The 23,044-nt window shown below is 70.7% G+C and carries 21 protein-coding genes and 1 tRNA gene; 10 read left to right on the top strand and 12 right to left on the bottom strand.

The genetic code is table 11. The features are described 5' to 3' along the window. The first annotated feature begins 59 nt into the window (after positions 1 to 59). Together ACT80S_RS04855 and ACT80S_RS04860 are read left to right on the top strand one after the other, a co-directional pair. Positions 60 to 1,253 carry an amino acid ABC transporter substrate-binding protein gene (locus tag ACT80S_RS04855; protein ID WP_377413336.1) on the top strand — a complete coding sequence of 398 codons (1,194 nt, stop codon included), beginning with the start codon at positions 60 to 62 and terminating at the stop codon, positions 1,251 to 1,253. A gap of 30 nt (positions 1,254 to 1,283) precedes the next feature. Beyond that, entirely contained in the window at positions 1,284 to 2,174 is an 891-nt protein-coding gene (locus tag ACT80S_RS04860) for a dioxygenase family protein (RefSeq protein WP_377413338.1), read from the top strand. Between the two features lie 63 nt (positions 2,175 to 2,237). Here ACT80S_RS04860 and ACT80S_RS04865 read toward each other — a convergent pair. From ACT80S_RS04865 to ACT80S_RS04890, 6 genes are all read right to left on the bottom strand, one after another. Next, positions 2,238 to 2,313, bottom strand: a tRNA-Thr gene (locus ACT80S_RS04865). 35 nt (positions 2,314 to 2,348) lie between these two features. Then, on the bottom strand, positions 2,349 to 3,356 hold the full coding sequence (locus tag ACT80S_RS04870) for a class 1 fructose-bisphosphatase (protein ID WP_377413341.1): 1,008 nt from the start codon (positions 3,354 to 3,356) through the stop codon (positions 2,349 to 2,351). A 23-nt stretch (positions 3,357 to 3,379) separates the two neighbouring features. Then, the gene (pepN, locus tag ACT80S_RS04875) at positions 3,380 to 6,076 is read right to left on the bottom strand and encodes an aminopeptidase N (RefSeq protein ID WP_377413343.1); all 2,697 of its coding nucleotides are present in this window, start codon (positions 6,074 to 6,076) and stop codon (positions 3,380 to 3,382) included. Between the two features lie 29 nt (positions 6,077 to 6,105). After that, a protein-coding gene (gene prfB / locus ACT80S_RS04880; RefSeq protein ID WP_377413345.1) for a peptide chain release factor 2 occupies positions 6,106 to 7,210 on the bottom strand; the annotation gives its coding sequence in 2 pieces (ribosomal slippage) (positions 6,106 to 7,128 and positions 7,130 to 7,210; 1,104 coding nt in all). A 69-nt stretch (positions 7,211 to 7,279) separates the two neighbouring features. Beyond that, positions 7,280 to 8,218 (bottom strand): DUF2927 domain-containing protein, encoded by a 939-nt coding sequence (locus ACT80S_RS04885; RefSeq protein ID WP_377413347.1) that lies wholly within the window; start codon positions 8,216 to 8,218, stop codon positions 7,280 to 7,282. Positions 8,219 to 8,301: 83 nt separating this feature from the next. After that, a complete protein-coding gene (locus tag ACT80S_RS04890) occupies positions 8,302 to 9,219 on the bottom strand; it encodes an alpha/beta fold hydrolase (RefSeq protein ID WP_377413350.1) in 918 nt (305 codons plus the stop codon). Positions 9,220 to 9,289: 70 nt separating this feature from the next. On the opposite strand from ACT80S_RS04890, the gene ACT80S_RS04895 reads away from it, so the two are divergent. The 5 genes from ACT80S_RS04895 (at position 9,290) to plsY (ending at position 14,724) form a co-directional block, all read left to right on the top strand. Then, complete coding sequence (locus tag ACT80S_RS04895) at positions 9,290 to 11,131, top strand: acyl-CoA synthetase (protein ID WP_377413894.1); 1,842 nt, start codon at positions 9,290 to 9,292, stop codon at positions 11,129 to 11,131. Next, entirely contained in the window at positions 11,128 to 12,417 is a 1,290-nt protein-coding gene (locus ACT80S_RS04900; RefSeq protein ID WP_377413352.1) for a glycerate kinase type-2 family protein, read from the top strand. Before ACT80S_RS04895 ends, ACT80S_RS04900 begins: the two co-directional genes overlap by 4 nt. Positions 12,418 to 12,450: 33 nt before the next feature. After that, entirely contained in the window at positions 12,451 to 13,512 is a 1,062-nt protein-coding gene (locus ACT80S_RS04905; RefSeq protein WP_377413354.1) for an aldo/keto reductase, read from the top strand. Between the two features lie 22 nt (positions 13,513 to 13,534). Next, positions 13,535 to 14,026, top strand: a complete 492-nt coding sequence (locus ACT80S_RS04910) for an aminoacyl-tRNA deacylase (RefSeq protein ID WP_377413356.1) — start codon at positions 13,535 to 13,537, stop codon at positions 14,024 to 14,026. 65 nt (positions 14,027 to 14,091) lie between these two features. Next, complete coding sequence (gene plsY / locus ACT80S_RS04915) at positions 14,092 to 14,724, top strand: glycerol-3-phosphate 1-O-acyltransferase PlsY (protein ID WP_377413359.1); 633 nt, start codon at positions 14,092 to 14,094, stop codon at positions 14,722 to 14,724. A gap of 20 nt (positions 14,725 to 14,744) precedes the next feature. Here plsY and ACT80S_RS04920 read toward each other — a convergent pair whose 3' ends face one another. Together ACT80S_RS04920 and ACT80S_RS04925 are read right to left on the bottom strand one after the other, a co-directional pair. Beyond that, a complete protein-coding gene (locus ACT80S_RS04920) occupies positions 14,745 to 16,319 on the bottom strand; it encodes an MFS transporter (RefSeq protein WP_377413360.1) in 1,575 nt (524 codons plus the stop codon). Between the two features lie 11 nt (positions 16,320 to 16,330). Beyond that, positions 16,331 to 16,816 (bottom strand): YajQ family cyclic di-GMP-binding protein, encoded by a 486-nt coding sequence (locus ACT80S_RS04925; protein WP_377413362.1) that lies wholly within the window; start codon positions 16,814 to 16,816, stop codon positions 16,331 to 16,333. A 64-nt stretch (positions 16,817 to 16,880) separates the two neighbouring features. Between ACT80S_RS04925 and murB the strand changes: the two genes are divergently transcribed. Beyond that, positions 16,881 to 17,921 carry a UDP-N-acetylmuramate dehydrogenase gene (gene murB / locus ACT80S_RS04930; protein ID WP_377413364.1) on the top strand — a complete coding sequence of 347 codons (1,041 nt, stop codon included), beginning with the start codon at positions 16,881 to 16,883 and terminating at the stop codon, positions 17,919 to 17,921. 46 nt (positions 17,922 to 17,967) lie between these two features. On the opposite strand, the gene argG is transcribed toward murB, so the two are convergent. From argG to ACT80S_RS04950, 4 genes are all read right to left on the bottom strand, one after another. Beyond that, on the bottom strand, positions 17,968 to 19,302 hold the full coding sequence (argG, locus tag ACT80S_RS04935; protein WP_377413366.1) for an argininosuccinate synthase: 1,335 nt from the start codon (positions 19,300 to 19,302) through the stop codon (positions 17,968 to 17,970). Between the two features lie 16 nt (positions 19,303 to 19,318). Then, positions 19,319 to 19,636, bottom strand: coding sequence for a pyrimidine/purine nucleoside phosphorylase (gene ppnP / locus ACT80S_RS04940; RefSeq protein ID WP_377413369.1), 318 nt, complete (start codon positions 19,634 to 19,636; stop codon positions 19,319 to 19,321). A 94-nt stretch (positions 19,637 to 19,730) separates the two neighbouring features. Beyond that, complete coding sequence (locus ACT80S_RS04945) at positions 19,731 to 20,405, bottom strand: glycine zipper 2TM domain-containing protein (protein WP_377413371.1); 675 nt, start codon at positions 20,403 to 20,405, stop codon at positions 19,731 to 19,733. Positions 20,406 to 20,489: 84 nt separating this feature from the next. Beyond that, positions 20,490 to 20,843 carry an arsenate reductase gene (locus tag ACT80S_RS04950; RefSeq protein WP_377413373.1) on the bottom strand — a complete coding sequence of 118 codons (354 nt, stop codon included), beginning with the start codon at positions 20,841 to 20,843 and terminating at the stop codon, positions 20,490 to 20,492. Positions 20,844 to 20,875: 32 nt separating this feature from the next. Here ACT80S_RS04950 and folC point away from each other — a divergent pair, with 32 nt between their 5' ends. After that, on the top strand, positions 20,876 to 22,192 hold the full coding sequence (gene folC, locus ACT80S_RS04955) for a bifunctional tetrahydrofolate synthase/dihydrofolate synthase (RefSeq protein WP_377413375.1): 1,317 nt from the start codon (positions 20,876 to 20,878) through the stop codon (positions 22,190 to 22,192). Between the two features lie 39 nt (positions 22,193 to 22,231). Then, positions 22,232 to 23,041 (top strand): SPOR domain-containing protein, encoded by an 810-nt coding sequence (locus ACT80S_RS04960; protein ID WP_377413377.1) that lies wholly within the window; start codon positions 22,232 to 22,234, stop codon positions 23,039 to 23,041. Positions 23,042 to 23,044: the final 3 nt, after the last annotated feature.

The raw sequence follows: 23,044 nt of genomic DNA on the forward strand, positions 1-23,044 counted from the left end.
GGTCAGGTTGCTCATGGAAGATGTCGGCTCCCGATCCCCGCCCCCAAGGAGTCCGCCGCATGCGCAAGCGCCCCTTCCTCCAGGCCCTCGGTTCCAGCCTGCTGCTGTCCGCCCTGCCTGCCGCCGTGCGCGCGCAGGCCAGGCCCGTGGTGGTGGGCAGCACCCTCTCGCTGACCGGCCCGCTGGCCGGCACGGCGGTGATGCACCGGCTCGCCGGGGAGATCTACCTGGAACAGGTCAATCGCCGGGGCGGCTGGCTCGGGCGCCCGGTCGAATGGCGGATCAAGGACGACCAGTCCAAGCCGGACATGGCGCGCACGCTGTACGAGCAGATCGTCACCGCCGACAAGGCCGACCTGCTGATGGGACCCTACGCCACCGCCAACAGCCTGGCCGCCATGGGCGTGGCCCAGCGCTATGGCAAGGTGCTGGTGACCAACTCCTTCGGCATCCCCTCGCTGGCCAAGTACGAGATGCACTTCCCGGCCTACGTGATGGGCGCCGACCCGGGAACGACCGCGCCCAACACCCTCCTCGACGCGCTGCAGGCCGGCGGCGCCCGGCCCCAGACCGTGGCCCTGGTGACCAGCAAATTCCCCTCGGTGCACTTCATGTCGCTGGGCGCGCGCGAGGTGTTCCGCAAGCGCGGCCTGCGCGAGTCGCTCTGGCTCGAGTGGGAGTTCGGCAACCGCGACTTCGGCCCCATCGCCTCGCGCCTGAAGGATGCCAACGCCGACTTCCTCTGGCTCGGGACCATCGGCCCGGAGAGCCTGCAGCTGCTCGACGCGATGAACAAGATCGACTACCGGCCCAAGCTGCACTTCCACCTCTACCCCACGCCCGGGCCGCTGGCGCAGTCGCCGCTGGCCGCGAACGCGCTGTCGCTCACCACCTTCGAGCAGCATGCGCCGTTCACGAACAACCCGGTCCACGCAGAACTGATCAAGACCTACAACCAGCGCGCGACCGCGGCCAACTTCCCCGACCCGGCCTTCGAGCTGCAGGCGGCCAATGCAGTGGCCGGCTGGCAGATCCTGGAGGCCGGCATCGTCGGCTCGGGCAGCTTCGAGGACAAGAAGATCGCCGACTGGCTCAGGAAGAACCGCGTCGACACCCTGGTCGGCAAGGTGCGCTTCGACGGCCCCAACAACTATGGGGACGACTTCAACCGCGTCAAGCAGCTGCAGGGGGGCAAGTGGGTGGTGATCCACCCCAGGGACATGGCCCTGCCCGGCAGCCGCATGGCCCTCTGACAACACCAACGAACGGATCCAGGAGACTTCATGACACGCAATCCCGTCGAGCATGTCTACGACGCCAGTGACCTCATCACCCAGGAGGTGCTCAAACGCTACGAGAGCACGCCCGACCCGCGCCTGCGCGAGATCATGCTCTCGTTCATCCGGCACATGCACAGCTTCGTGCGGGACATCAAGCTCACGCCTGACGAGTGGATGGCCGCCATGAACCTGCTGCAGGAGACCGGCAAGTGGTGCGGCCCGGGGCGCAACGAGTTCATCATCTTCTCCGACGCGATGGGCATTTCCATGCTCACCATCACGCAGGACTACCAGCGCCCGGCCCACGCCACCGAGCCCACGCTGATCGGCCCCTTCCACCTCGAGGATTCGCCGAAGTTCGAGATGGGCGCCGACATCAGCGCCGGCGCGCAGGGCACGCCGATGTACGCGTGCGGCCGGGTCCTGGACCTGGACGGCAAGCCGCTGGCCAACGCGGTGATCGATGTCTGGCACAGCGACGACCGCGGCCTGTACGACGTGCAGGAGGACCTGGCCACCAAGGGCCCCTGGGCGCGCGGCACCCTGACCACGGGGCCCGATGGCGGCTACAGCTTCTGGTCGGTTCTGCCGGTGGACTACCCGGTGCCGCAGGACGGCACGGCGGTGACCATGCTGCGGGCCACCACGGGCCGCGGCTGGCGGCCGGCGCACCTGCATTTCCGCATCCAGGCGCCGGGCCAGCGCGAGCTGGTCACGCACATCTTCGACCGCAACAGCAAGAACCTGGACGCGGACGCCGTGTTCGGCGTGCGGCCCTCGCTGGTCGGCGACTTCGTGCGCCACGAGGCCGGCACTGCCCCCGACGGGCGCGAAATGAAGCAGCCGTTCTACACGCTGGACTACGACTTCGTGATGGTGCCGCCCAGGGATTGAGGCGCGGGAGGTCCAAAGAAAAAGCCCGCTATGAATTCCATAGCGGGCTTTCCTTTATCGGGTTGGTGCCGGTGAGATGAATCGAACACCCGACCTTCTCATTACGAATGAGCTGCTCTACCGACTGAGCTACACCGGCAACCGAAGCCTCGCATTATAGCGGGGCTTCAGGGCTCATTTACCGAGGTGGTAGCCGGTGACCCGTTCGACCTCGTTTTTCGACCCCAGGATCACGCTCACGCGCTCGTGCAGCTGGGTGGGCTGGATGTCGAGGATGCGCTGCTTGCCGTTGGTGGCCGCGCCGCCGGCCTGCTCGACCAGCCAGCCCATGGGGTTGGCCTCGTACATCAGGCGCAGCTTGCCGGGCTTGTTCGGCTCGCGCTTGTCCCAGGGGTACATGAAGATGCCGCCGCGGGTCAGGATGCGGTGCACGTCGGCCACCATGGAGGCGATCCAGCGCATGTTGAAGTCCTTGCCGCGCGGGCCTTCCTTGCCGGCCAGGCACTCGTCGACATAGCGCTTCACCGGGGCGTCCCAGTGCCGCATGTTCGACATGTTGATGGCGAACTCCTTGGTGTCGGCGGGGATCTGAACGTGCTCCTGCACCAGCACGAAGGAGCCCTGCTCGCGGTCCAGGGTGAACATGGCCACGCCGTCGCCCACGGTCAGCACCAGGGTGGTCTGCGGGCCGTAGATGCAGTAGCCGGCGGCCACCTGCCTGTTGCCAGGCTGCAGGAAGTCCTGCTCGCTCACGCCGGGGTGCTCGTCGGACTTCTTCAGCACCGAGAAGATGGTGCCGATGGAGACGTTGACGTCGATGTTGGAGGAGCCGTCCAGGGGATCGAACAGCAGCAGGTACTCGCCCTGCGGGTAGCGGTTCGGGACCATGTAGATCCCGTCCATCTCCTCGGACGCCATGGCCGCCAGGTGGCCGCCCCATTCGTTGGCCTCGATCAGCACCTCGTTGGCGATGATGTCCAGCTTCTTCTGGACCTCGCCCTGCACGTTCTCGCTGCCGGCCGAGCCCAGCACGCCACCCAGGGCGCCCTTGTTCACGGCGTGGCTGATGCTCTTGCAGGCGCGGGCCACCACCTCCAGCAGCAGGCGCAGCTGCGAGGGAATGTGGCCCTGCTCGCGCTGCTGCTCGACGAGGTAGCGGGAAAGGGAAATCTTGTTCGACATCGTGGGTTCCTTCAGTCGGGGCCTCAGTCGGCCAGCGCGCGGGTGACGACCTCGCGCACGTCGTTGGACAGGTCGGGCTTGGCGGCGACGCGGGCGATGGCCTCGCGGGCGGCGCTGCGCAGGGCGGGCACCAGCTTCTTCCAGCGGTCCAGTGCGCGGGCCAGGCGCGCGGCGACCTGCGGGTTGATCGCGTCCAGCTCGATCACGCGCTCGCTCCAGTACACGTAGCCGGCGGCGTCGGTGCGGTGGAAGGCGCCCGGGTTGGCGCTGCAATAGCTGAAGATCAGGCTGCGCGCGCGGTTCGGGTTGCGGATGTTGAAGTCGGGGTGCGCCATCAGCTGGCGCACCACCGGCAGCACGTCGCCGCCGCGGTCCGGCGCGCCGGCCTGCAGGGCGAACCACTTGTCCAGGACCAGGGCCTCGTCCTTGAACAGCGCATGGAACCGCTCCAGCGCCGGCGCCGCCAGCTCATGGCCGCTGACCACCAGGGCCGACAGCGCGTTGAAGCGGTCGGTCATGTTGCCGGCATCCTTGAAGCGCTGGTAGGCGCGGCCCGGCCAGACCGGGTCGCCGCTGTTGCGGGCGGCCAGGCACAACTGGGTGAGCGCCAGGCCGGCCAGGGCGCGGCGGCCGCTGGAGACCGCGTCGGGCCGGTAGCCGCCGTTGTCCTTGTGCTGCTCGAAGGCCCACTCCCAGTCGTGGCGCAGGGCAGCGGCCAGCTGCTGGCGCATGGCCTCGCGCACCGCGTGGATACGCTGCGGGTCCACCTCGTCGAGCTGCTCGGCGATGTAGGTCTCCGAGGGCAGGGTGAGCACCAGCTCCTTGAAGGCGGCATCGAGCTGCGGGTGGCGCAGCACGCCGCGCATGGCTTCGATGAAGGGCGCGTCGAGTTCGACCACGGCGCCGTTCTTCACATAGTGCAGGGCGCGGTGCATCGCCAGGCGCTGCGCCGCCTCCCAGCGGTTGAACGGGTCGGTGTCGTGCGCCAGCAGGATCAGGAGCTCGGTGTCCTGGTAGTCGTACTCCAGCACCACCGGCGCGCTGAAGCCGCGCAGGATCGAGGGCACCGGCTCGCCGGCCAGGCCGCTGAAGGTGACGGTCTCGCTGGCCTGCGTGAGCACGTGCAGGCCCTCGCTGACCTGCGCGCCATTGGCGTCCAGCAGGCCCAGGCGCACCGGGATCACGAAGGGCTCCTTGGTCGGCTGGCCCGGCGTGGCGGGGCAGGACTGGCGCAGGGTGAGGCTGTAGGTGCCGGTGGCCGCGTCCCAGTGCGAGCTGGCGTGCAGGCGCGGCGTGCCGGCCTGGCTGTACCAGCGCTTGAACTGCGGCAGCAGGGCGGCCAGCGGAGAGCCGGGGTTGGCGTCGGCGATGGCCTGGGCGAAGTCGTCGCAGGTCACGGCCTGGCCGTCATGGCGCTGGAAGTAGAGCGCCATCCCCTTGGCGAAGCCCTCGCGCCCCAGGGGATCGGACTCACTTGCGGTGAGGGTCTGCATCATCCGCACGACCTCCGCACCCTTCTCGTAGATCGTGACGGTGTAGAAGTTGTTGATCTCGAGGTACTGGTCGGGCCGCACCGGGTGCGCCATCGGGCCGGCATCCTCGGGGAACTGGGCGGTGCGCAGCACGCGCACGTCCTCGATGCGCTTGACGGCCCGGGCCGATATGCCGGGGGAAGGGGCCCCGGCATGGCCGGGTCCTTCACCCGCCAGGTCCTGCGAGAACTCCTGGTCGCGGAAGACGGTGAGGCCCTCCTTGAGCGAGAGCTGGAACCAGTCGCGGCAGGTGACCCGGTTGCCCGTCCAGTTGTGGAAGTACTCGTGGCCGACCACGCTCTCGATGTTGGCGTAGTCGGTGTCGGTGGCGGTGGCCTGGCTGGCGAGGACGTACTTCGTGTTGAAGATGTTCAGGCCCTTGTTCTCCATCGCGCCCATGTTGAAGTCGCTGGTGGCGACGATCATGAAGCGCTCCAGGTCCAGCGGCAGGCCGAAGCGCGCCTCGTCCCAGGCCACGGAGGCGATGAGGGAGTTCATCGCGTGCTCGGTCTTGTCCAGGTCGCCCGGGCGCACGTAGACCTGCAGCAGGTGCTCGCCGCCGCTGCGCGCCTTGATGCGCTGCTCGCGCGCCACCAGCTTGCCGGCCACCAGCGCGAACAGGTAGCAGGGCTTGCGGTGCGGGTCCACCCAGCGGGCGAAGTGGCGGCCGTCGTCCAGCGTGCCTTCCTCGACCAGGTTGCCGTTGGACAGCAGCACCGGGTACTTCGCCTTGTCGGCGCGCAGCGTGACGGTGTAGCTGGCCATCACGTCAGGACGGTCCAGGAAGTAGGTGATGCGCCGGAAGCCCTCGGCCTCGCACTGCGTGAAGAACGACTCGTTGCTCACGTACAGGCCCATGAGCTTGGTGTTCTTCGCCGGCGCACAGGTGGTGAAGATCTCCAGGTCGAAGGGCTCGTGGCCCTCGGGCAGGTTCTCCAGCACCAGCTGGCTGCCCTCGAGCTTGAACGAGGTGCCCTGGCCGTTGACCATCACGCGGGCGAGGTTCAGCTCCTCGCCATCGAGCTTGAGGGGCTGGGCCGGCACGTCCGGGTTGCGGCGCAGGCGCATGCGATTGAGCACGCGGGTCTTGGCCGGGTCCAGGTCGAAGGTGAGGTCGACGCTGTCGATCCAGAAGGCCGGGGCCTGGTAGTCCGCGCGGTGGATCACCGCGTTCTGTCCTTCACGCATGATGACTCCCTTGCTTGTTGTTGGATGCCTCAGACGCCCTGCTTGAGCGAGGCCTCGATGAACGCATCGAGGTCGCCGTCCAGGACCTTCTGGGTGTTGGAGATTTCGACGCTGGTGCGCAGGTCCTTGATGCGGCTCTGGTCCAGCACGTACGAGCGGATCTGGTGGCCCCAGCCCACGTCGGTCTTGGTCTCTTCCAGCTTCTGCTGTTCTTCCATGCGCTTGCGCATCTCGTGGTCGTACAGGCGCGAGCGCAGGCGCTGCCAGGCCACGTCGCGGTTGGAGTGCTGGCTGCGGCTGTCCTGGCACTGCACCACGATGCCGGTGGGGATGTGGGTCAGGCGGACCGCCGAGTCCGTCTTGTTGATGTGCTGGCCGCCGGCGCCGGAGGCGCGGTAGGTGTCGGTGCGCACGTCGGCGGGGTTGATGTTGATCTCCACCGAGTCGTCGATCTCGGGGTAGACGAACACCGAGGCGAAGCTGGTGTGGCGGCCGCCCGAGGAGTCGAACGGCGACTTGCGCACCAGGCGGTGAACGCCGGTCTCGGTGCGCAGCAGGCCGTAGGCGTACTCGCCCTCGATGCGGATGGTGGCGCTCTTGATGCCGGCCACGTCGCCGGGGGTCTCGTCCTCGACGTTGGCCTTGAAGCCCTTGCGCTCGGCGTACTTCAGGTACTGGCGCAGCAGCATGCTGGCCCAGTCGCAGGCCTCGGTACCGCCGGCGCCGGCCTGGATGTCCAGGAAGGCGTTCATCGGGTCGGCCGGCTTGTCGAACATGCGGCGGAACTCCAGCGCCTCGACGTCCTTGGTCAGGCGGGCCGCGTCTTCCTCGATCGTGAGCAGGCCGGCCTCGTCACCGTCCTCCTTGCTCATGTCATAGAGCTCGAGGTTGTCGGCGAGGTCGCGGTCCAGGTTCTGGATGGTGACGACGATGTCGTCCAGCTGCTTCTTTTCCTTGCCCAGTTCCTGGGCTTTCTTCGGGTCGTTCCACACCGCCGGGTCTTCCAGCGATGCGTTCACCGTCCTCAGTCGTTCAGCTTTTGCATCGTAGTCAAAGATACCTCCGTAGGTCCGCGGTGCGAACCTGGAGGTCGGAGAGGGTGCTGCCGATGGCGTTGATGCGTTCTGCGTCCATGTCTGTGCTCGGTGTCTGGGGTGTCAACCTTGCATTTTCGCACGGGGCCGCTCGCCGGCAGCCCCGGCCTCAGCGCATGCCCGCCAGCCGCGCCTGGGCGTTGCGGTGCCCCGCGCCGGCCGCCTGCTCGAACCAGCGGATCGCCCGCGCCCGGTCGGGCGCCGGGGCCGTCACGCCCTCCAGCCAGGCCACGCCCAGGAAGTAGCTCATTTCGCCGCGCCCCTGGCGCACGCCGTCGTCGGTGGACTTGCCCGAGCGCCGCACGATGGCGGGCACGTCGCCCCGGCCGCTGGCGTAGGCGTCCATCTGGTCCAGCGTCGCGGCGAAGAAGCGGTCGCGGGCCGCCGTGGCCGCCGCCCGGGCCGGCTCGGGCTCGGCAGCGACGAGCTCGTCGGCCAGCACCGGCAGCGCCTCGAACGGGGTCATGCCCCCGCGCATGCGCGGGGAGTACCAGGCCCGCAGCATCACCCGGTCCAGGGGCAGCAGGGCATCGACCCGGGTCGGGAAGTAGCTCAGGACCGTGCGCCCGCCGGGATGCCCCCGCACCCCCATCACGTGCATGGCCTCGTGGTGGGCGCAGCGCCAGACGTCGCGCCCGCGCATCTGCATGCGGGCCGAGTCGATCCGCGTTTCCCGGCGGAACTCGAGCATCGTCACGCAGGGCTGGCTGTCCTCCAGGGCGGTGTCGGGGGTGATCTCCACGTCCAGGTTGGCGGGCTGGCCGGGCTGATCGGTCACGTCGACCAGGCGCACGCCGGCCTCCTGGGTCACCGCGCGCATGGCCTTGAGCACCGACTCGCGGTGCGCCGCCAGGTTCACCCCGCGCACCCGCACCTGGATGTCGCCCTCCCAGCGCACCACCCGGGTCGGCACGCCGCTCTGGTGCCACAGCACCTCCCACAGGGTGGCCAGGCCGTCCTCCACCTCGTCCCCGGCCCGGGCCGGTCCCGCGCCCAGAACCCCGAGCGTCCCCAGCGCGAGCAGGGCGCACACCATTCGCTTGTTCACTGCGATCACCTCAGCATTCGGAGGCCGCAGCGTACGGGTAGGAGCGCTCCTACGGGGCGCCATTCCCGCTTCCTACGTGAAGCTCAGCGCGTTTCCGAGAAGAAAGTCTCGATCGCGTGGGCCACGGCGGCCGGCTGGTCGTGGTGCAGCATGTGGCCGGCGTCCTCGACGCGGCGGCGCCGGAGGTTCGGCACGGCGTTCAGGCGCAGTTCGACCTCGGCCTGGACGGCCGGGGCCTTCCACCAGCGGGAGCCCGCGTCACCCTCGTCGCCGCTGGCCTGCACCCACAGCACCGGGGCGGTGATCTGGCGGTACACCTCCATCACCTCGTCCGCCCGGAACAGGTGGGCGCTGACGATCTTGTGCGCGGGCTGGCCGAGGATGTGCCAGGCGCCGTCCCGCTCGCGGGCCCAGTGGCGGGCCAGCCACTGGGCCTTGTCCTCGGGCAGGCGGCGGTTGTTCTTCATGAGGCGGTGCGCCACCGCCTCGGCCGAGGGGTAGGGGCGCAGGCCGCCCTCGCCGCGGTGCAGGGCGCGCACCTCGTCGAGCCAGCGGGCGTAGCGGCCGGGGGCCTGGGCCGGCCGGGTGGGCGGCATGCCGAAGCCCTCCAGGTTCACCAGCCGGCGGATGCGGTCCGGGCGCACGCCCGCGTACTGCATGGAGGCGATGCCGCCCATGCTGTGGCCCACCAGGTCCACCGGGGTGTCGGGCAGGTAGTGATCGAGCAGGGCGTCGAGGTCGGCCAGGTAATCGGGGAACCAGAAGCTGTCGGCGCCGGGCACCTCGGTCAGGCCGAAGCCGCGCCAGTCGGGGGCGATCACGTGCCGGTCCCGGGCCATCGCATCGACCACGAACTGCCACGAGGCCGACACGTCCATCCAGCCATGCACCAGGACCAGCGATGGTTGCGCGGGCGACGGCGTGCCCCAGGTGCGCACGTGGTAGGTCAGGTTGCGAATGGGGACAAATTCGGAGTGGGATTCGCGCCGGGGTTGATACATTCGGCTGATCATAAGGAGACGCCCGATGGTCGCCCGTCACGCGAAGGACAAGCCCCAGGACGCCAACGCCATGGACCCCGCCCCCCTGCAGGACCGCCACGCGGCGATGCACGCCGGCTTCGGCTGGGAGGTGCCACCGGACTTCAACATCGCCCAGGCCTGCTGCGCGCGCTGGGCCCAGGCCCCCGACGCCGCCACGCGCACCGCCGTCATCGCCCACGGCACGCCGGCGCCGCAGCAGCGGCTGTCCTACCGCGAGCTGCAGGCGCGGGCCAATCGCCTGTCCAACCTGCTGGCGGCGCTGGGCGTGCGCCGCGGCGACCGCGTCGCCATCGTCCTGCCCCAGCGCTTCGAGACCGCGGTGGCCTACATGGCGGTGCTGCAGATGGGGGCGGTGGCCATGCCGCTGTCCATCCTGTTCGGGCCCGAGGCGCTGCAGTACCGGCTGCAGGATTCCGAGGCGGTGGTGGCGATCTGCGACGAGAACGCGGTGGGCGCCCTGGTCTCGGTGCGCGCCACCTGCAGCCACCTGCGCTCCCTGGTCGGCGTGGGCGCCGCCGCCCTGCGCGCCGACCTGGATTACGAGGTCGGCCTGTCGGCCCAGAGCGACCGCTTCCCGCTCGTGTCCACCACCGCGGACGACCCCGCCGTCCTGATCTACACCAGCGGCACCACCGGCGCGCCCAAGGGGGCGCTGGTGCCGCACCGCGCCCTGGTGGGCAACCTGCCGGGGTTCGTGTGCAGCCAGAACTGGTTCGGGTTCGACCCCGCTGGCGGTGCCCGGACTCCCTCCCCCGTGAGGGGGAGGGCTGGGGTGGGGGCGGGCCCAGGACGGGCAGGGCCCAGCGCCGGGGGCCAGAACACGCCAGTGTTCTGGTCCCCGGCGGACTGGGCCTGGACCGGCGGGCTGATGGACGCCCTGCTGCCCACCCTCTACTTCGGCCGCCCCATCGTCGCCTTCAACGGCCGCTTCTCCCCCGAGCTGGCCTTCACGCTGATGCAGCAGCACGGGGTGACCCACACCTTCCTGTTCCCCACCGCGCTCAAGGCCATGATGAAGGCCTTTCCCTCGCCGCGACGCCAGTTCCGCCTGAAGCTGCAGGCGATCATGAGCGCGGGCGAGGCGGTGGGCGACGCGGTCTTCGGCTGGTGCCGCGACGAGCTGGGCGTCATAGTCAACGAGATGTTCGGCCAGACCGAGATCAACTACATCGTCGGCAACTGCGCGATGAACCACCGCGCGGCCCCGGTCGGCTGGCCCGCGCGCCCCGGCAGCATGGGACGGCCCTACCCGGGCCACCGCGTCGCGGTGATCGACGACGAGGGCAACGAGTGCCCGCCCGGCGTGGCCGGTGACGTCGCGCTGCACCGCTTCGACGTGCACGGCCGGCCCGACCCGGTCTTCTTTCTCGGCTACTGGAAGCGCGACGAGGCCACCGCCGCCAAGTTCACCGGCGACTGGTGCCGCACCGGAGACCTGGCGGTGCGCGACGCCGACGGCTACCTCTGGTACCAGGGCCGCGCGGACGACGTCTTCAAGGCGGCGGGCTACCGCATCGGCCCGGGCGAGGTCGAGAACTGCCTGGTCAAGCACCCCGCCGTGGCCAACGCCGCCGTGGTGCCCAAGCCCGACGCCGAGCGCGGCGCGGTCGTCAAGGCCTACGTGGTGCTCGCGCCCGACGCGCTGACCCAGCGCGCCCGCGAGGCCGACGCCGCAGCCTGGGACGCCCGGCTGGTGGCCCAGCTCCAGGCCCATGTGAAGGGGCGGCTGGCGCCCTACGAGTACCCCAAGGACATCGAGTTCATCGAGCAGTTGCCCATGACCACCACCGGCAAGGTGCAGCGCCGCGTGCTGCGCCTGCAGGAAGAGGCGCGGGCCCGGGAGGGCCCGCGGGAAAGAGCCGCCGCATGACCCACGCCGCCCCCGCCTTCACCCCGGCCACCGGCCGCGCGCTCCTGCGAGACCTGTTCGATGCCGCCCTGCGCGCGGTCGACCCGCTGTTCTCGGTGCCGCGCCACCTGCCGCCGCGGCCGCGAGGGCGCACCGTGGTGGTGGGGGCGGGCAAGGCGGCGGCACGCATGGCGCTGGCGCTGGAGCAGGCCTGGGACGGCCCGCTGTCCGGCCTGGTCGTCACGCACCGCGGCCACGGCGAGCCGTGCCGGCGCATCGAGGTCCTGGAGGCCGACCACCCGGTGCCCGACGAGGCCGGCGTGCAGGCCGCGCACCGCATCCTCACGCAGGTGCAGGGGCTGGGGCCCGACGACCTCGTGATCGCCCTGGTCTCCGGCGGCGGCTCGGCCCTGCTCGCCGCACCGGCCGAGGGACTGACCCTGGCGGACAAGCGCCGGGTCACCAGCGCGCTGCTGCAGTCCGGCGCCACCATCGCCGAGATGGACTGCGTGCGCCGGCACCTGTCCGCGGTCAAGGGCGGCAAGCTGGCCCAGGCCTGCGGCCCGGCCATGGTCTGGACGCTGGTGCTGTCCGACGTGCCCGGCGACGACGCCCGCACGGTGGCGGCCGGCCCCACGCTGGCCGACGGCTCCACGCCGGCCGACGCGCTCGACGTGCTGGCGCGCCATGGCATCGCGCTGCCGCCCGCGGTGGCCCGGGCGCTGCAGGCGCCCCCGGCGGCGGCCTATGCCGGCCCCGTGGGCGAGCGCCACTGGCGCGTGATCGGCACCGCCCAGGGCGCCCTGGAGGCCGCCGCGGCCCTGGCGGCCGCCCGCGGGCTGCGCGCGCTGATCCTGGGCAACGCCATCGACGGCGAGGCCCGCCATGTCGGCCGGGTGCAGGCCGGCATCGCGCGGCAGGTGGCGCGCCACGGCCAGCCGGCGCCGGCGCCCTGCCTGCTGCTGTCGGGGGGGGCGACCACCGTCACCGTCACCGGCCCCGGGCGCGGCGGGCGCAACGCGGAGTTCCTGCTGGGGCACCTGGTCGGCGTCTGCGAGCCGGGCGCGAACGCGCACCGGTTCTGGGGGCTGGCGGCTGACACCGATGGCGTCGACGGCAGCGAATCCAACGCCGGCGCCGTCTTCGGGCCGGACAGCTGGCAGCGCGCCCAGGCCCTGGGCCTGTCGGCGCAGGACATGCTGGCGCGCAACGACGCGTTCAGCTTTTTCGAGGCGCTGGGCGACCTGGTGGTCACCGGCCCCACGCGCACCAGCGTCAACGACTTCCGCGCCACCCTGGTCGCCTGAGTCGCCGCCCCCGCGGCCGTAAACTCCCGGCCCATGAAACCCGTCCGCCTCGGCCAGTCCGACCTCCACGTCAGCCCCATCTGCCTGGGCACCATGACCTTCGGCGAGCAGGTCGCCGAGCCCCTGGCCCATTCCATCCTCGACCGCGCCGTGGAGCGCGGCATCGACTTCATCGACACCGCCGAGATGTACTCGGTGCCGGCCCGCGAGGCCACCTACGGCGCCACCGAGACCTTCATCGGCAACTGGTTCGCCAGGAATCCCGCCGCCCGGTCCAAGGTGACCCTGGCCACCAAGGTCGCCGGCCCCTCGCGCGGCATGCCGTGGATCCGCGAGGGCGCGGGCATGACGGCGCAGGACATCGTGCGCTCCTGCGAGGCTTCGCTGCGCCGCCTGCAGACCGACGTGATCGACCTGTACCAGATCCACTGGCCCGAGCGCCACGTGCCGATGTTCGGCAACCTCTACTACGACCCGGCCAAGGAAACCAGCCGCACCCCCATCTTCGAGCAGCTCGAGGCGCTGGACCGGCTGGTGCGCGACGGCAAGGTGCGCGCCATCGGCCTGTCCAACGAGACGCCCTATGGCGTGCACGAGTTCGTGCGCCTGGCCGAACAGCATGGCCTGGCCCGCGTGGCCACCGTGCAGAACGTCTACTGCCTGATCAGCCGCCACCTGGAAAACGGGCTGGACGAGACGATGCACCGCCTCGGCGTGTCCCTGCTGGCGTACTCGCCGCTGGGCTTCGGCCTGCTCACGGGCAAGTACGACGCCAGCGGCACCCAGGGTCCCGGCGCGCCGCAGGATGCGCGCATCGCGAAGTTCGAGTCGGTGCGCGCCCAGCGCTGGGGCCGCCCCGACTCGCTGGCCGCGGCCCGCCGCTACAACCAGCTGGCCCGCGACCACGGCCTCACGCCCACGCGCCTGGCCCTGGCCTTCTGCTACACCAAGTGGCAGGTCGCCAGCACCATCATCGGCGTGACCTCGCTGGCGCAGCTGGACGAGGACATCGACGCCTGGGGCACCACGCTGTCGCCCGAGCTCCTGGCCGAGATCGACAAGATCCGCTGGGAGATGCGCGACCTCGCCAACTGACGCGCCGGCCCGCACCGCGCCGATGGCGAAGAAGCCCCACGTCAGCGAGACCCCGGCCACCGCCTTCCTCAGGGCGAACGGGGTCGCGTTCACCGAGCACCCCTACGAGTGGCTGGAGCATGGCGGCGCGCAGCACAGCGCGCAGGTGCTGGGGCTGGACCCGTTCACCGTGGTCAAGACCCTGGTGATGGAGGACGAGAAGGCCCGGCCCCTGATCATCCTGATGCACGGCAACCGTACCGTCTCCACCAAGAACCTGGCGCGCCAGATCGGCGCCAAGTCGGTGGCGCCGTGCAAGCCCGAGGTGGCCAGCCGCCACAGCGGCTACCTGGTGGGCGGCACCTCGCCTTTCGGCACCCGGCGCGAGATGCCGGTGTACGTGGAGGAGGCCATCCTGTCGCTGCCCCGCATCGTGCTCAATGGCGGCCGGCGCGGCTACCTCGTGGGCATCGACCCGCAGGTGCTGGTGCGGCTGCTCGATGCCAGGCCGGTGAACTGCGCGCTGGCCGAGTGAGCCGGCGCTGACGGCCCGGTGAACGCCCGGTGGCGGGGCAGGTCCTTGGGGCAGAATCCCGGCCCATGCAGAACGCCTTTCCCCTCCTGGCCGCCGCCGGCGCCTACCTCCTGGGCTCGCTGGCCTTCGCGGTGATCGTCAGCCGCCTCATGGGCCTGTCCGACCCGCGCACCTTCGGCAGCGGCAACCCCGGCGCGACCAACGTGCTGCGCTCGGGCAGCAAGGCGGCTGCCCTGGTCACGCTGCTGCTGGATGCCTGCAAGGGCCTGGTGCCGGTGCTGCTGGTGCGCGCCTACGGCGGGCCGCTGGGCCTGGGCGAGGGTACGGTGGCGATGGTCGCCCTGGCGGCCTTCCTGGGCCACCTGTACCCGGTGTTCTTCCGGTTCCGCGGCGGCAAGGGCGTGGCCACCTTCATCGGCGCCGTCTTCGGCATCCACCCGCTGCTGGGCCTGGCCACCGGCGCGACCTGGCTGATCATCGCGTACTTCTTCCGCTACTCCTCGCTGGCCTCGCTGGTCTCGGCGGTCTTCGCGCCGGCCTACTTCCTGCTCGGCGACCGCATCGCCTGGCAGGCCGAGGCGCCGGTGGTGATGGCGCTGGCGGTGATGGCCATGCTGCTGGCGTGGCGGCACCGCGAGAACATCGCCCGGTTGGTGGCGGGCACGGAATCGAGGCTGGGGTCGAAGAAGAAGGCCTGAGCGCCGGCCGGCCCGGCGCGTCAGTCCTGTTCGATCACGTAGCGCGTCACCCGGGGCGGCTCCTCGCCCAGGTGGAAGGACATGCGGCGGTCACGCAGCTGCGCGTCGTCGGCGCTGATGCGGTCGAACCGGCGCAGGTGCTCGGTCCAGGACTCGTCGATGATCTGCTCCACGTAGCGGCCCGGCTCGGCCACGTCGTGCAGCAGCTGCCAGGCCAGCGCGCCCTGGCGCAGGCGGCTGCTGCGGCTGTCGTTCATCAGCGCCATGAAGTCCTCGGCGCGGGCCGGGTCGATGCGGTACTCCACCCGCGTGAGGATGCGGCCCGATCCCGGGCGCACCGGCACTTCGGGCAGCACCAGGCGCTTGGCGGGGCTGAGGTCCTCCTCGGTGCCGCGGTCGGGGGTGAGGCGCTGGGCCGTCACCATGAGCACCACCGACGTGACCGCCGCGATCTCCAGCGCCGCGGTGATTCCCAGCCAGGTCGCCACCTGGCCCCAGAGCGCCGCGCCGAGCGCGGTCGAGCCCATGATGGCCATCTGGTACATCGACATGCCGCGCGCGCGCACCCAATCCGGCAGCGCCATCTGGGCGGCCACCGTGTTGGTGTTGGCCACCGAGATCCAGGCGACGCCGCAGACGAACATGCCCACCGCCGCCACCGCGGCATGGGGCGACCACGCCACGGCCACCGCGCTGAGCGACTGCACCACGGTGCCGGTGATCACCAGGCGGTCCCCCGGCAGCGCCTGGCGCAGGCGCGGCATGAACAGCACGGCGACGATCGCGCCCGAGCCCATGGAGGCGAGCAGCAGGGTGAAGGTGCCGGCGTCACCGCCCGGCAGGCCCTTGGCCACCAGGGGCAGCAGCGCCAGCAGCGCGGTGCAGTGCAGGAAGAACAGCGAGATGCGCGCCAGCACGCCGCGCATGCGGTGGGACTCGCGAACGAACTGCAGGCCCACACGGATCGCGCTGCCCAGGGGCTCGCGGCCCAGCGGGCTCTCCTTGTGCTCGCGGTGCCAGCGCATCACGCCATAGGCCGCCATCAGCGACAGGAGGGTGTTCAGGACGAACACCCAGGCACTGCCCAGGCTGGCGATGATCGCGCCGGCCACCAGCGGGCCGATGATGCGCGCGCCATTCATGCTGATGCCGTTCAGGGCCAGGCCCTGCGCCAGCAGCGGCCGCGGCAGCACCTCGGGCATGATCGCGGCGAATACCGGCCAGCGCAGCGCCAGGCCGATGCCGTTGAGGAAGGTCAGGGCCAGCAGCAGGGGGGCGGTCATCCACCCCAGGAGCACCGTGGTGCAGGTGATGGCGGCGATGGCCGCGAGCCACAGCTGGGTCGCCAGCAGGAAGCGGCGCCGGTCCACGATGTCGGCCAGCGCGCCGCTGGGAAGCCCGAGGAAGAACACCGGCAGCGTGGAAGCCGCCTGCACCAGCGCCACCCACAGCGGGGAGGGCGCCAGCGAGGTCATGAGCCAGGCGCCCGCCACGTCGTTCATCCACATCGTGGTGTTCGCGGCGAACCACGTGAGCCACAGCAGCCGGAACACCGGCAGCTGCAAGGGAGCGAGTGCGGTCGGGAGCGTGGCCAAGGGCGGCGGCGTCAGTCGCGGAAGTTGTTGAACGACAGCGGCAGGTCGGAGATGTCCTTGCGGATCAGGGCCATGGCGGCCTGCAGGTCGTCGCGCTTGGCGCCGGTGACGCGCACCGCGTCACCCTGGATGGCGGCCTGCACCTTGAGCTTGCTGTCCTTGACGATGCGCTGGATCTTCTTGGCGGCCTCGCTCTCGATGCCGTTGCGCACCTTCACCACCTGCTTGACCTTGTCGCCGCCGACCTTCTGCACGTCGCCGGTGTCGAGGAAGCGCACGTCGACGTTGCGCTTGGTCAGCTTGTTCACCAGGATGTCCATCACCTGCTGCAGCTGGAAGTCGGCGTCGCCGAACAGGGTGATCTCCTTGTCCTTGATCTCGATCGCGGCCGAGGTGCCCTTGAAGTCGAATCGGGTGCCGATCTCCTTGGCGGCGTTGTCGACGGCGTTCTTGACCTCGACGAGGTTGGGTTCGCAGACGGTGTCGAAAGAAGGCATGGATGGATCTCCCGGGGAGGCGCCTGGGGCGCAAGGTGTTGGTCTCGAATGCGACAATTCTCCCATGATCGTCGAGCACAACGTGCCCCTGCAGGCCCACAACACCTTCGGCATTGTCGCGAAGGCGCGGGAGTTGGTGCGCGTGCGCTGCGACGACGACCTGCGCGCCGTGCTGTCCGACCCGCAGCGAGCCGGCGCGCCCAAGTTCGTGCTCGGGGGCGGCAGCAACATCGTGCTGACCGGCGACGTCAAGCCGCTGGTCCTCAAGATGGAGATCCCGGGCATCCGGGTGCTGGAGGACGGCCCCAGGGCCACTGTCGTCGAGGCTGGCGCCGGCGTGCCCTGGCACGACTTCGTCACCTGGACGCTGGATCACGACCTGCCCGGGCTGGAGAACCTGGCCCTGATCCCCGGCAGCGTGGGCGCCTCGCCGGTGCAGAACGTGGGCGCCTACGGGGTGGAGGTGCAGGACCGCTTCGAGTCGCTCGACGCGATGGACCTGGCCACCGGCCGCATCTTCACGCTGGACGCCGCCCAGTGCGCCTTCGGCTACCGCGACTCGGTGTTCAAGCACGCCCCGGCGCAGGAGGGCGACTTCGGCCTGGCCGGCCGCGCCGTGATCCTGCGGGTGCGCTTTCGCCTGCCCCGGCCCTGGAAGCCGGAACTGGGCTACCTCGACCTGCAGCGGCGGATGGAGGAGGCGAGGGTCTCGCAGCCCACGGCGCGCCAGGTCTACGACTGGGTCTGTGCCATCCGCCGCGCCAAGCTGCCCGACCCGCGCGTGATCGGCAACGCCGGCAGCTTCTTCAAGAACCCCACGGTTACGCCGGAGCAGTGCAGCGACATCATCGCCCGCGAGCCGAACATCGTGCACTACCCCATGCCCGATGGCAGCGTGAAGCTGGCCGCGGGCTGGCTGATCGACGCCTGCGGCTGGAAAGGCAAGACGGTGGGCCATGCCGGCGTCTACGAGAAGCAGGCGCTGGTGCTGGTGAACCGGGGGGGCGCCACGGGGGGCGAGGTGGTCACGCTGGCCCGGGCGATCCAGACCAGCGTGTACGAGCGCTTCGGCATCCGGCTGGAGCCGGAGCCGGTGGTGGTCTGAGCCACCACGGGGCGCGGGCCGTTGCGGCCCGCGCGCGGGGACCGGGTTACTCCTTGGTGCCGGTCAGGCGCAGCAGGTGCGCGCCGTCGCCGGCGGCCAGCAGGCCGGTGCTGCTGTAGACGCCCAGCTTCTCGCGGGTGTCCACGATGTCCAGGTTGCGCATGGTCAGCTGGCCGATGCGGTCACGCGGCGAGAACATCGACTCGCCCTTTTCCATCGTCAGGCGCTCGGGCTTGTACGTGAGGTTGGGGGACTCGGTGTTCAGCAGGCTGTAGTCGTTGCCGCGGCGCAGCTCCAGGGTCACCTCGCCGGTGATGGCGCGGGCCACCCAGCGCTGGGCGGTCTCGCGCAGCATCAGGGCCTGCGGGTCGAACCAGCGGCCCTGGTACAGCAGGCGGCCCAGCTTGCGGCCGTTCTCGCGGTACTGCTCGATGGTGTCCTCGTTGTGGATGCCGGTGACCAGGCGCTCGTAGGCGATGTGCAGCAGCGCCAGGCCGGGGGCCTCGTAGATGCCGCGGCTCTTGGCCTCGATGATGCGGTTCTCGATCTGGTCGCTCATGCCCAGGCCGTGGCGGCCGCCGATGCGGTTGGCCTCCAGAATGAGTTCGACCGGGTCGGCGTACTCGCGGCCATTGAGGGCGACGGGCACGCCTTCCTCGAAGCGCACGGACACTTCCTCGGCCTTCACGACCACGTCGTCCTTCCAGAAGGCCACGCCCATGATCGGGTTCACGATGCGGATGCCGGAGTTCAGGTGCTCCAGGTCCTTGGCCTCGTGGGTGGCGCCCAGCATGTTGGAGTCGGTGCTGTAGGCCTTCTCCACGGACATCTTGTAGTCGAAGCCGTTGGCGATGAGGAACTCGCTCATCTCGGTGCGGCCGCCCAGCTCGTTGATGAAGGTCTGGTCCAGCCAGGGCTTGTAGATCTTCAGCGAGGGGTTGGTCAGCAGGCCGTAGCGGTAGAAGCGCTCGATGTCGTTGCCCTTGAAGGTGCTGCCGTCGCCCCAGATGTGGACGTCGTCCTCCTTCATCGCGGCCACCAGCATCGTGCCGGTGACGGCGCGGCCCAGGGGCGTGGTGTTGAAGTAGGTCACGCCCGCGGTGGAGATGTGGAAGGCGCCCGATTGCAGGGCGGCGAAGCCTTCCTGGGCCAGCTGGCGGCGGCAGTCGATCAGGCGGGCGAGCTCGGCGCCGTAGGCCGAGGCCTTGCGCGGGATCTCGTCGTAATCGGGCTCGTCGGGCTGGCCGAGGTTGGCGGTGTAGGCGTAGGGCAGGGCGCCCTTCTTCTTCATCCACAGCAGGGCCGCGGAGGTGTCCAGGCCGCCGGAGAAGGCGATGCCGACCTTCTGGCCGACGGGGACGTTTTCGAGGATGGTGCTCATCGCGGGCTCCGCGGGATCAGCCGAAGTGGCAGATGTAGTGGTAGGCCTCGGTCACGCGGATCTCGAACTTCGAGTTGCCGGGAACCGAGAACTTCTCGCCGGGGCCGGACTTCTGCCAGGCCTCGGTGCCGGCCATGCGCCACTCGCACGAGCCCGCCACGCACTCCATGATCTCGGGCGCGCCCGTGCCGAAGGTGAGGGTGGAGGGCAGGATGACGCCGACGGACTTCTTCGTGCCGTCGGCCAGCGTGATGCCATGGCTCACGCACTTGCCGTCGAAATAGACGTTGGCCTGGGTGTTGACGGAAACGCCGTCGAATTTTTCGGTGGTCATGTCGATGTCCGGTTGGGCGCGCGCGTCCGGCGAAGGCGGCGCGGTGGAAAACCGGACATTTTAGGCGGTGGCGGGCGGGCCGCCGCCCGGGCGTTCAGCGCCAGTGCCCGTGGACGTGGCCGCCGTGGCTCCAGCCGCGGTGGTGCGAGGCGCCGATGAAGCCGGGCGCCACCACCGGGTAGCCGGCGGGCGGGCCGTAGAAGACGGGCGCGGCGGCCACCACCACGGCGGGCGCCTGGCTCACCGGGCGCACCGGCAGGGGCGAGGGGATCACGGCCGGCTGCGGCGTGGCGGCCGGCAGCACCGGGGTGACCTGCACGCGGATCGTCGGGCCCGGGTCGCTGGGCGTCTGCACCTGGTACTGCCTGCCGGCGTACTCGTAGGTCACGTTGTAGCCCACGGTGCGGTTCTCGTAGACGGTCTGGGTGGTGCAGGTGGTCTGTTCCTGCATGCGGGCGGCGGGCTGGCCCTCGATGTTGTTGCCCAGCATGGCGCCGCCGATGACACCGGCCATGGTGGCGACGGCGCGGCCCGAGCCGCCGCCGATCTGGTTGCCCACGGCGCCGCCGGCCACCGCGCCGAGCAAGGCGCCGGCGCCGGACCGGGGCTGTTCGACCATCACCTGCTGGGTGGTGCAGACCTGGCGGGGCACGCCCACCTGCTGGATCATGGGGATGCTGGAGACGACGCGGGCCACTTCCTGCGCGTGCAGGGAGGGGGCGGCGAGGGCGAGGGCGGCGACGCCGCCGGCGATCAGGGATTGCTTCATGGGACCTCCGTTGAGGTTAACGGTGCCATTGTCCGCCACGTTGACGCGGCGGCCGGGGCGAAAAAGTAAACCAGCCGTAAAGGGTCAGGCCCGCGCGGCGCGGGCTTCCCAGGCGGCCGGGTCGAACCCCACGGTGATGCCGTCGTCCCACTCCACCACCGGGCGCTTGATCACGCTGGGCTCGCGCAGCATCAGCGCCTGCGCGCTGGCGTCGTCCTGCACCGCGGCCTGGTCCGCGGGGGCGAGCTTGCGCCAGGTCGTGCCCTTGCGATTGACCAGGGTGCCCCAGCCCGCCGCGGCCAGCCAGGCGGGCAGCCGCCCGGCGTGCACGCCCTCCTTCTTGAAGTCATGGAAACGGTGCTCGACGCCGCGTTCGGCCAGCCAGGCGCGGGCCTTCTTCACCGTGTCGCAGTTGGGGATGCCATACACAACGATCATGGTCCGATGGTAAGGCCCGACAATCACGCCCGATGAACGCCGACAACATGACCCTGCAGGACTGGCTGGCCCACTGCGAGCGCCTGCACCCCAAGACCATCGACATGGGCCTGGACCGCGTGCGCGAGGTCGCCGGCCGCATGGCGCTGCGCTTCGATTGCCCCGTCATCACCGTGGCGGGCACCAACGGAAAGGGCTCGACCTGCGCCATGCTGGAGGCCATCGCCCTCGAGTCGGGCTGGCGCACCGGCGTCTACACCTCGCCGCACCTGGTGCACTTCGAGGAGCGCTGCCGCCTGCACGGCGAGATCTGCGAGCCCGGCGAGCTGGTGCCGCACTTCGCGCGGGTCGAGAAGGCCCGCCAGGACGTGCCGCTGACCTACTTCGAATTCACCACGCTGGCCATCCTGAGCCTGATGGCCACCGCCGGCTTGGACGTGGCCATCCTCGAGGTGGGCCTGGGCGGGCGGCTGGACGCGGTCAACGTGGTCGACGCCGACTGCGCCATCATCACCAGCGTGGACCTGGACCACATGGAATTCCTCGGCCCGGACCGGGAAACCATCGGGCGGGAAAAGGCCGGCATCCTGCGCGCCGGCCGCCCGGCCGTGGTGAGCGACCCGGTGCCGCCGCAAAGCGTGATCGACCGCGCCAACGAGCTGGGCTGTGACCTGTGGCTGCTGGGGCGCGACTTCAACTTCTCCGGCGACAAGCAGCAGTGGGCCTGGGCCGGCCGCGGCCGGCGCTACGCGGGCCTGGCGTACCCGGCGCTGCGCGGTGCGAACCAATTGCTCAATGCCTCGGGCGTGCTGGCGGCCCTCACCGCCCTGCGCGAGCGCCTGCCGGTGACGGCGCAGGCGGTGCGCAACGGTCTGGCGCTGGTCGAACTGCCCGGGCGCTTCCAGCTCGTGCCCGGCCAGCCCGCCCTGGTGCTGGACGTGGCCCACAACCCGCACGCGGTGGGCGCCCTGGTGGCGAACCTGGATGCCATGGGCTTCTACCCCACCACCCACTTCGTCTTCGGTGCCATGGCCGACAAGGACCTGGACGCCATGTTCCGGCGCCTGGCCCCGCTGGCCGATCGCTGGTACTTCTGCGACCTGCCCACCGCGCGCGCCGAGACCGGCGCCGGCCTGCTGGCGCGCTGGCAGGCGGTGGCGTCCTCGCTGCCCCCGCGCGAGGTGGCCGCCAGCGTGCATGCCAGCCCGCGCGCGGCCCTGGAGGCGGCCGCGGCCGCTGCCGACCCCGCTGATAGAATCGTGGTCTTTGGTTCGTTCTTCACGGTGGGCGGCATTCTCGAGGGCGGTGTGCCCCGTCTGCAGGCCCAGCACCTGCGCCCCGGGGCCTGACCCGGACGCACCTGAATCCACCGGGCACGACGCAGTTCCATGGCCTTCTTCAAGTTCCGCAAGGGTGGCGAGGATCCCTCCGCCCCGTCCCCCCAGTCCGGCCAGCCCGAGAGCGTGGAGGCGATGCGCCGCCGCGCGCGCCAGCGCCTGATCGGCGCGGCCGTCCTGGTGCTTGCGGGCGTGATCGGCTTCCCGCTGGTGTTCGACACCCAGCCCCGCCCGATCGCGGTGGACATCCCCATCGACATCCCCGACCGCGCCAAGTCCAAGCCGGCCGGCGCCGCCGCGCCCGCGGCCACGCCCGCTGCCGGCCTGGTCGAGGCCGCGCCGCCGGTGCCCGCCAAGGCCGAAGCTGCCGTGCCCGCGCCTGCCGCGCCTGCCGCGCCTGCGGCGGCCGTCGCGCCCGTGGTACCGGCGGTGTCCCCCGCTGCGTCGGCGCCTGCCGCGGCGCCCGTCGCCAAGGCGGCCTCGAAGGCCGAGGCACGCGTGGACCCCAAGGACCACAAGGATCCCAAGGCCGATGCCGCCCACAAGCCGTCCGGCGACGGCGATCGCGCCAAGGCACTGCTCGAGGGCAAGCCGGCCGCCGCCGCGCCCGCCGCCGCGGCCTCCGCCGCGGACGCCCGCTTCGTCGTCCAGGTCGGCGCCTTCGCCGACCCCGCCAAGGCCGCTGCCGCGCGCAGCAAGCTGGAAAAGGCCGGGCTCAAGACCTATACCCACGTGGCCGAAACCAAGGAAGGCAAGCGCACCCGCGTGCGGGTCGGCCCGTTCGGCACGCGCACCGAAGCCGACAAGGCCGCTGCCAAGGTCAAGGGCCTGGAATTGCCGGCCTCGGTCCTCACCCTGTAAGCT

This window comes from Ramlibacter sp. MAHUQ-53 (assembly GCF_052600055.1).

What these genes read in the sequence shown, in the direction of transcription:
- ACT80S_RS04945 (WP_377413371.1), bottom strand. Translation starts at nt 20,405, where the DNA reads ATGAAGCAATCCCTGATCGCCGGCGGCGTCGCCGCCCTCGCCCTCGCC.
- ACT80S_RS04855 (WP_377413336.1), top strand. Translation starts at nt 60, where the DNA reads ATGCGCAAGCGCCCCTTCCTCCAGGCCCTCGGTTCCAGCCTGCTGCTG.
- ACT80S_RS04910 (WP_377413356.1), top strand. Translation starts at nt 13,535, where the DNA reads ATGGCGAAGAAGCCCCACGTCAGCGAGACCCCGGCCACCGCCTTCCTC.
- folC (WP_377413375.1), top strand. Translation starts at nt 20,876, where the DNA reads ATGAACGCCGACAACATGACCCTGCAGGACTGGCTGGCCCACTGCGAG.
- plsY (WP_377413359.1), top strand. Translation starts at nt 14,092, where the DNA reads ATGCAGAACGCCTTTCCCCTCCTGGCCGCCGCCGGCGCCTACCTCCTG.
- murB (WP_377413364.1), top strand. Translation starts at nt 16,881, where the DNA reads ATGATCGTCGAGCACAACGTGCCCCTGCAGGCCCACAACACCTTCGGC.
- ACT80S_RS04895 (WP_377413894.1), top strand. Translation starts at nt 9,290, where the DNA reads ATGGACCCCGCCCCCCTGCAGGACCGCCACGCGGCGATGCACGCCGGC.
- ACT80S_RS04905 (WP_377413354.1), top strand. Translation starts at nt 12,451, where the DNA reads ATGAAACCCGTCCGCCTCGGCCAGTCCGACCTCCACGTCAGCCCCATC.
- ACT80S_RS04870 (WP_377413341.1), bottom strand. Translation starts at nt 3,356, where the DNA reads ATGTCGAACAAGATTTCCCTTTCCCGCTACCTCGTCGAGCAGCAGCGC.
- ACT80S_RS04960 (WP_377413377.1), top strand. Translation starts at nt 22,232, where the DNA reads ATGGCCTTCTTCAAGTTCCGCAAGGGTGGCGAGGATCCCTCCGCCCCG.
- argG (WP_377413366.1), bottom strand. Translation starts at nt 19,302, where the DNA reads ATGAGCACCATCCTCGAAAACGTCCCCGTCGGCCAGAAGGTCGGCATC.
- pepN (WP_377413343.1), bottom strand. Translation starts at nt 6,076, where the DNA reads ATGCGTGAAGGACAGAACGCGGTGATCCACCGCGCGGACTACCAGGCC.
- ACT80S_RS04900 (WP_377413352.1), top strand. Translation starts at nt 11,128, where the DNA reads ATGACCCACGCCGCCCCCGCCTTCACCCCGGCCACCGGCCGCGCGCTC.
- ACT80S_RS04890 (WP_377413350.1), bottom strand. Translation starts at nt 9,219, where the DNA reads ATGTATCAACCCCGGCGCGAATCCCACTCCGAATTTGTCCCCATTCGC.
- ACT80S_RS04860 (WP_377413338.1), top strand. Translation starts at nt 1,284, where the DNA reads ATGACACGCAATCCCGTCGAGCATGTCTACGACGCCAGTGACCTCATC.
- ACT80S_RS04925 (WP_377413362.1), bottom strand. Translation starts at nt 16,816, where the DNA reads ATGCCTTCTTTCGACACCGTCTGCGAACCCAACCTCGTCGAGGTCAAG.
- ACT80S_RS04950 (WP_377413373.1), bottom strand. Translation starts at nt 20,843, where the DNA reads ATGATCGTTGTGTATGGCATCCCCAACTGCGACACGGTGAAGAAGGCC.
- ppnP (WP_377413369.1), bottom strand. Translation starts at nt 19,636, where the DNA reads ATGACCACCGAAAAATTCGACGGCGTTTCCGTCAACACCCAGGCCAAC.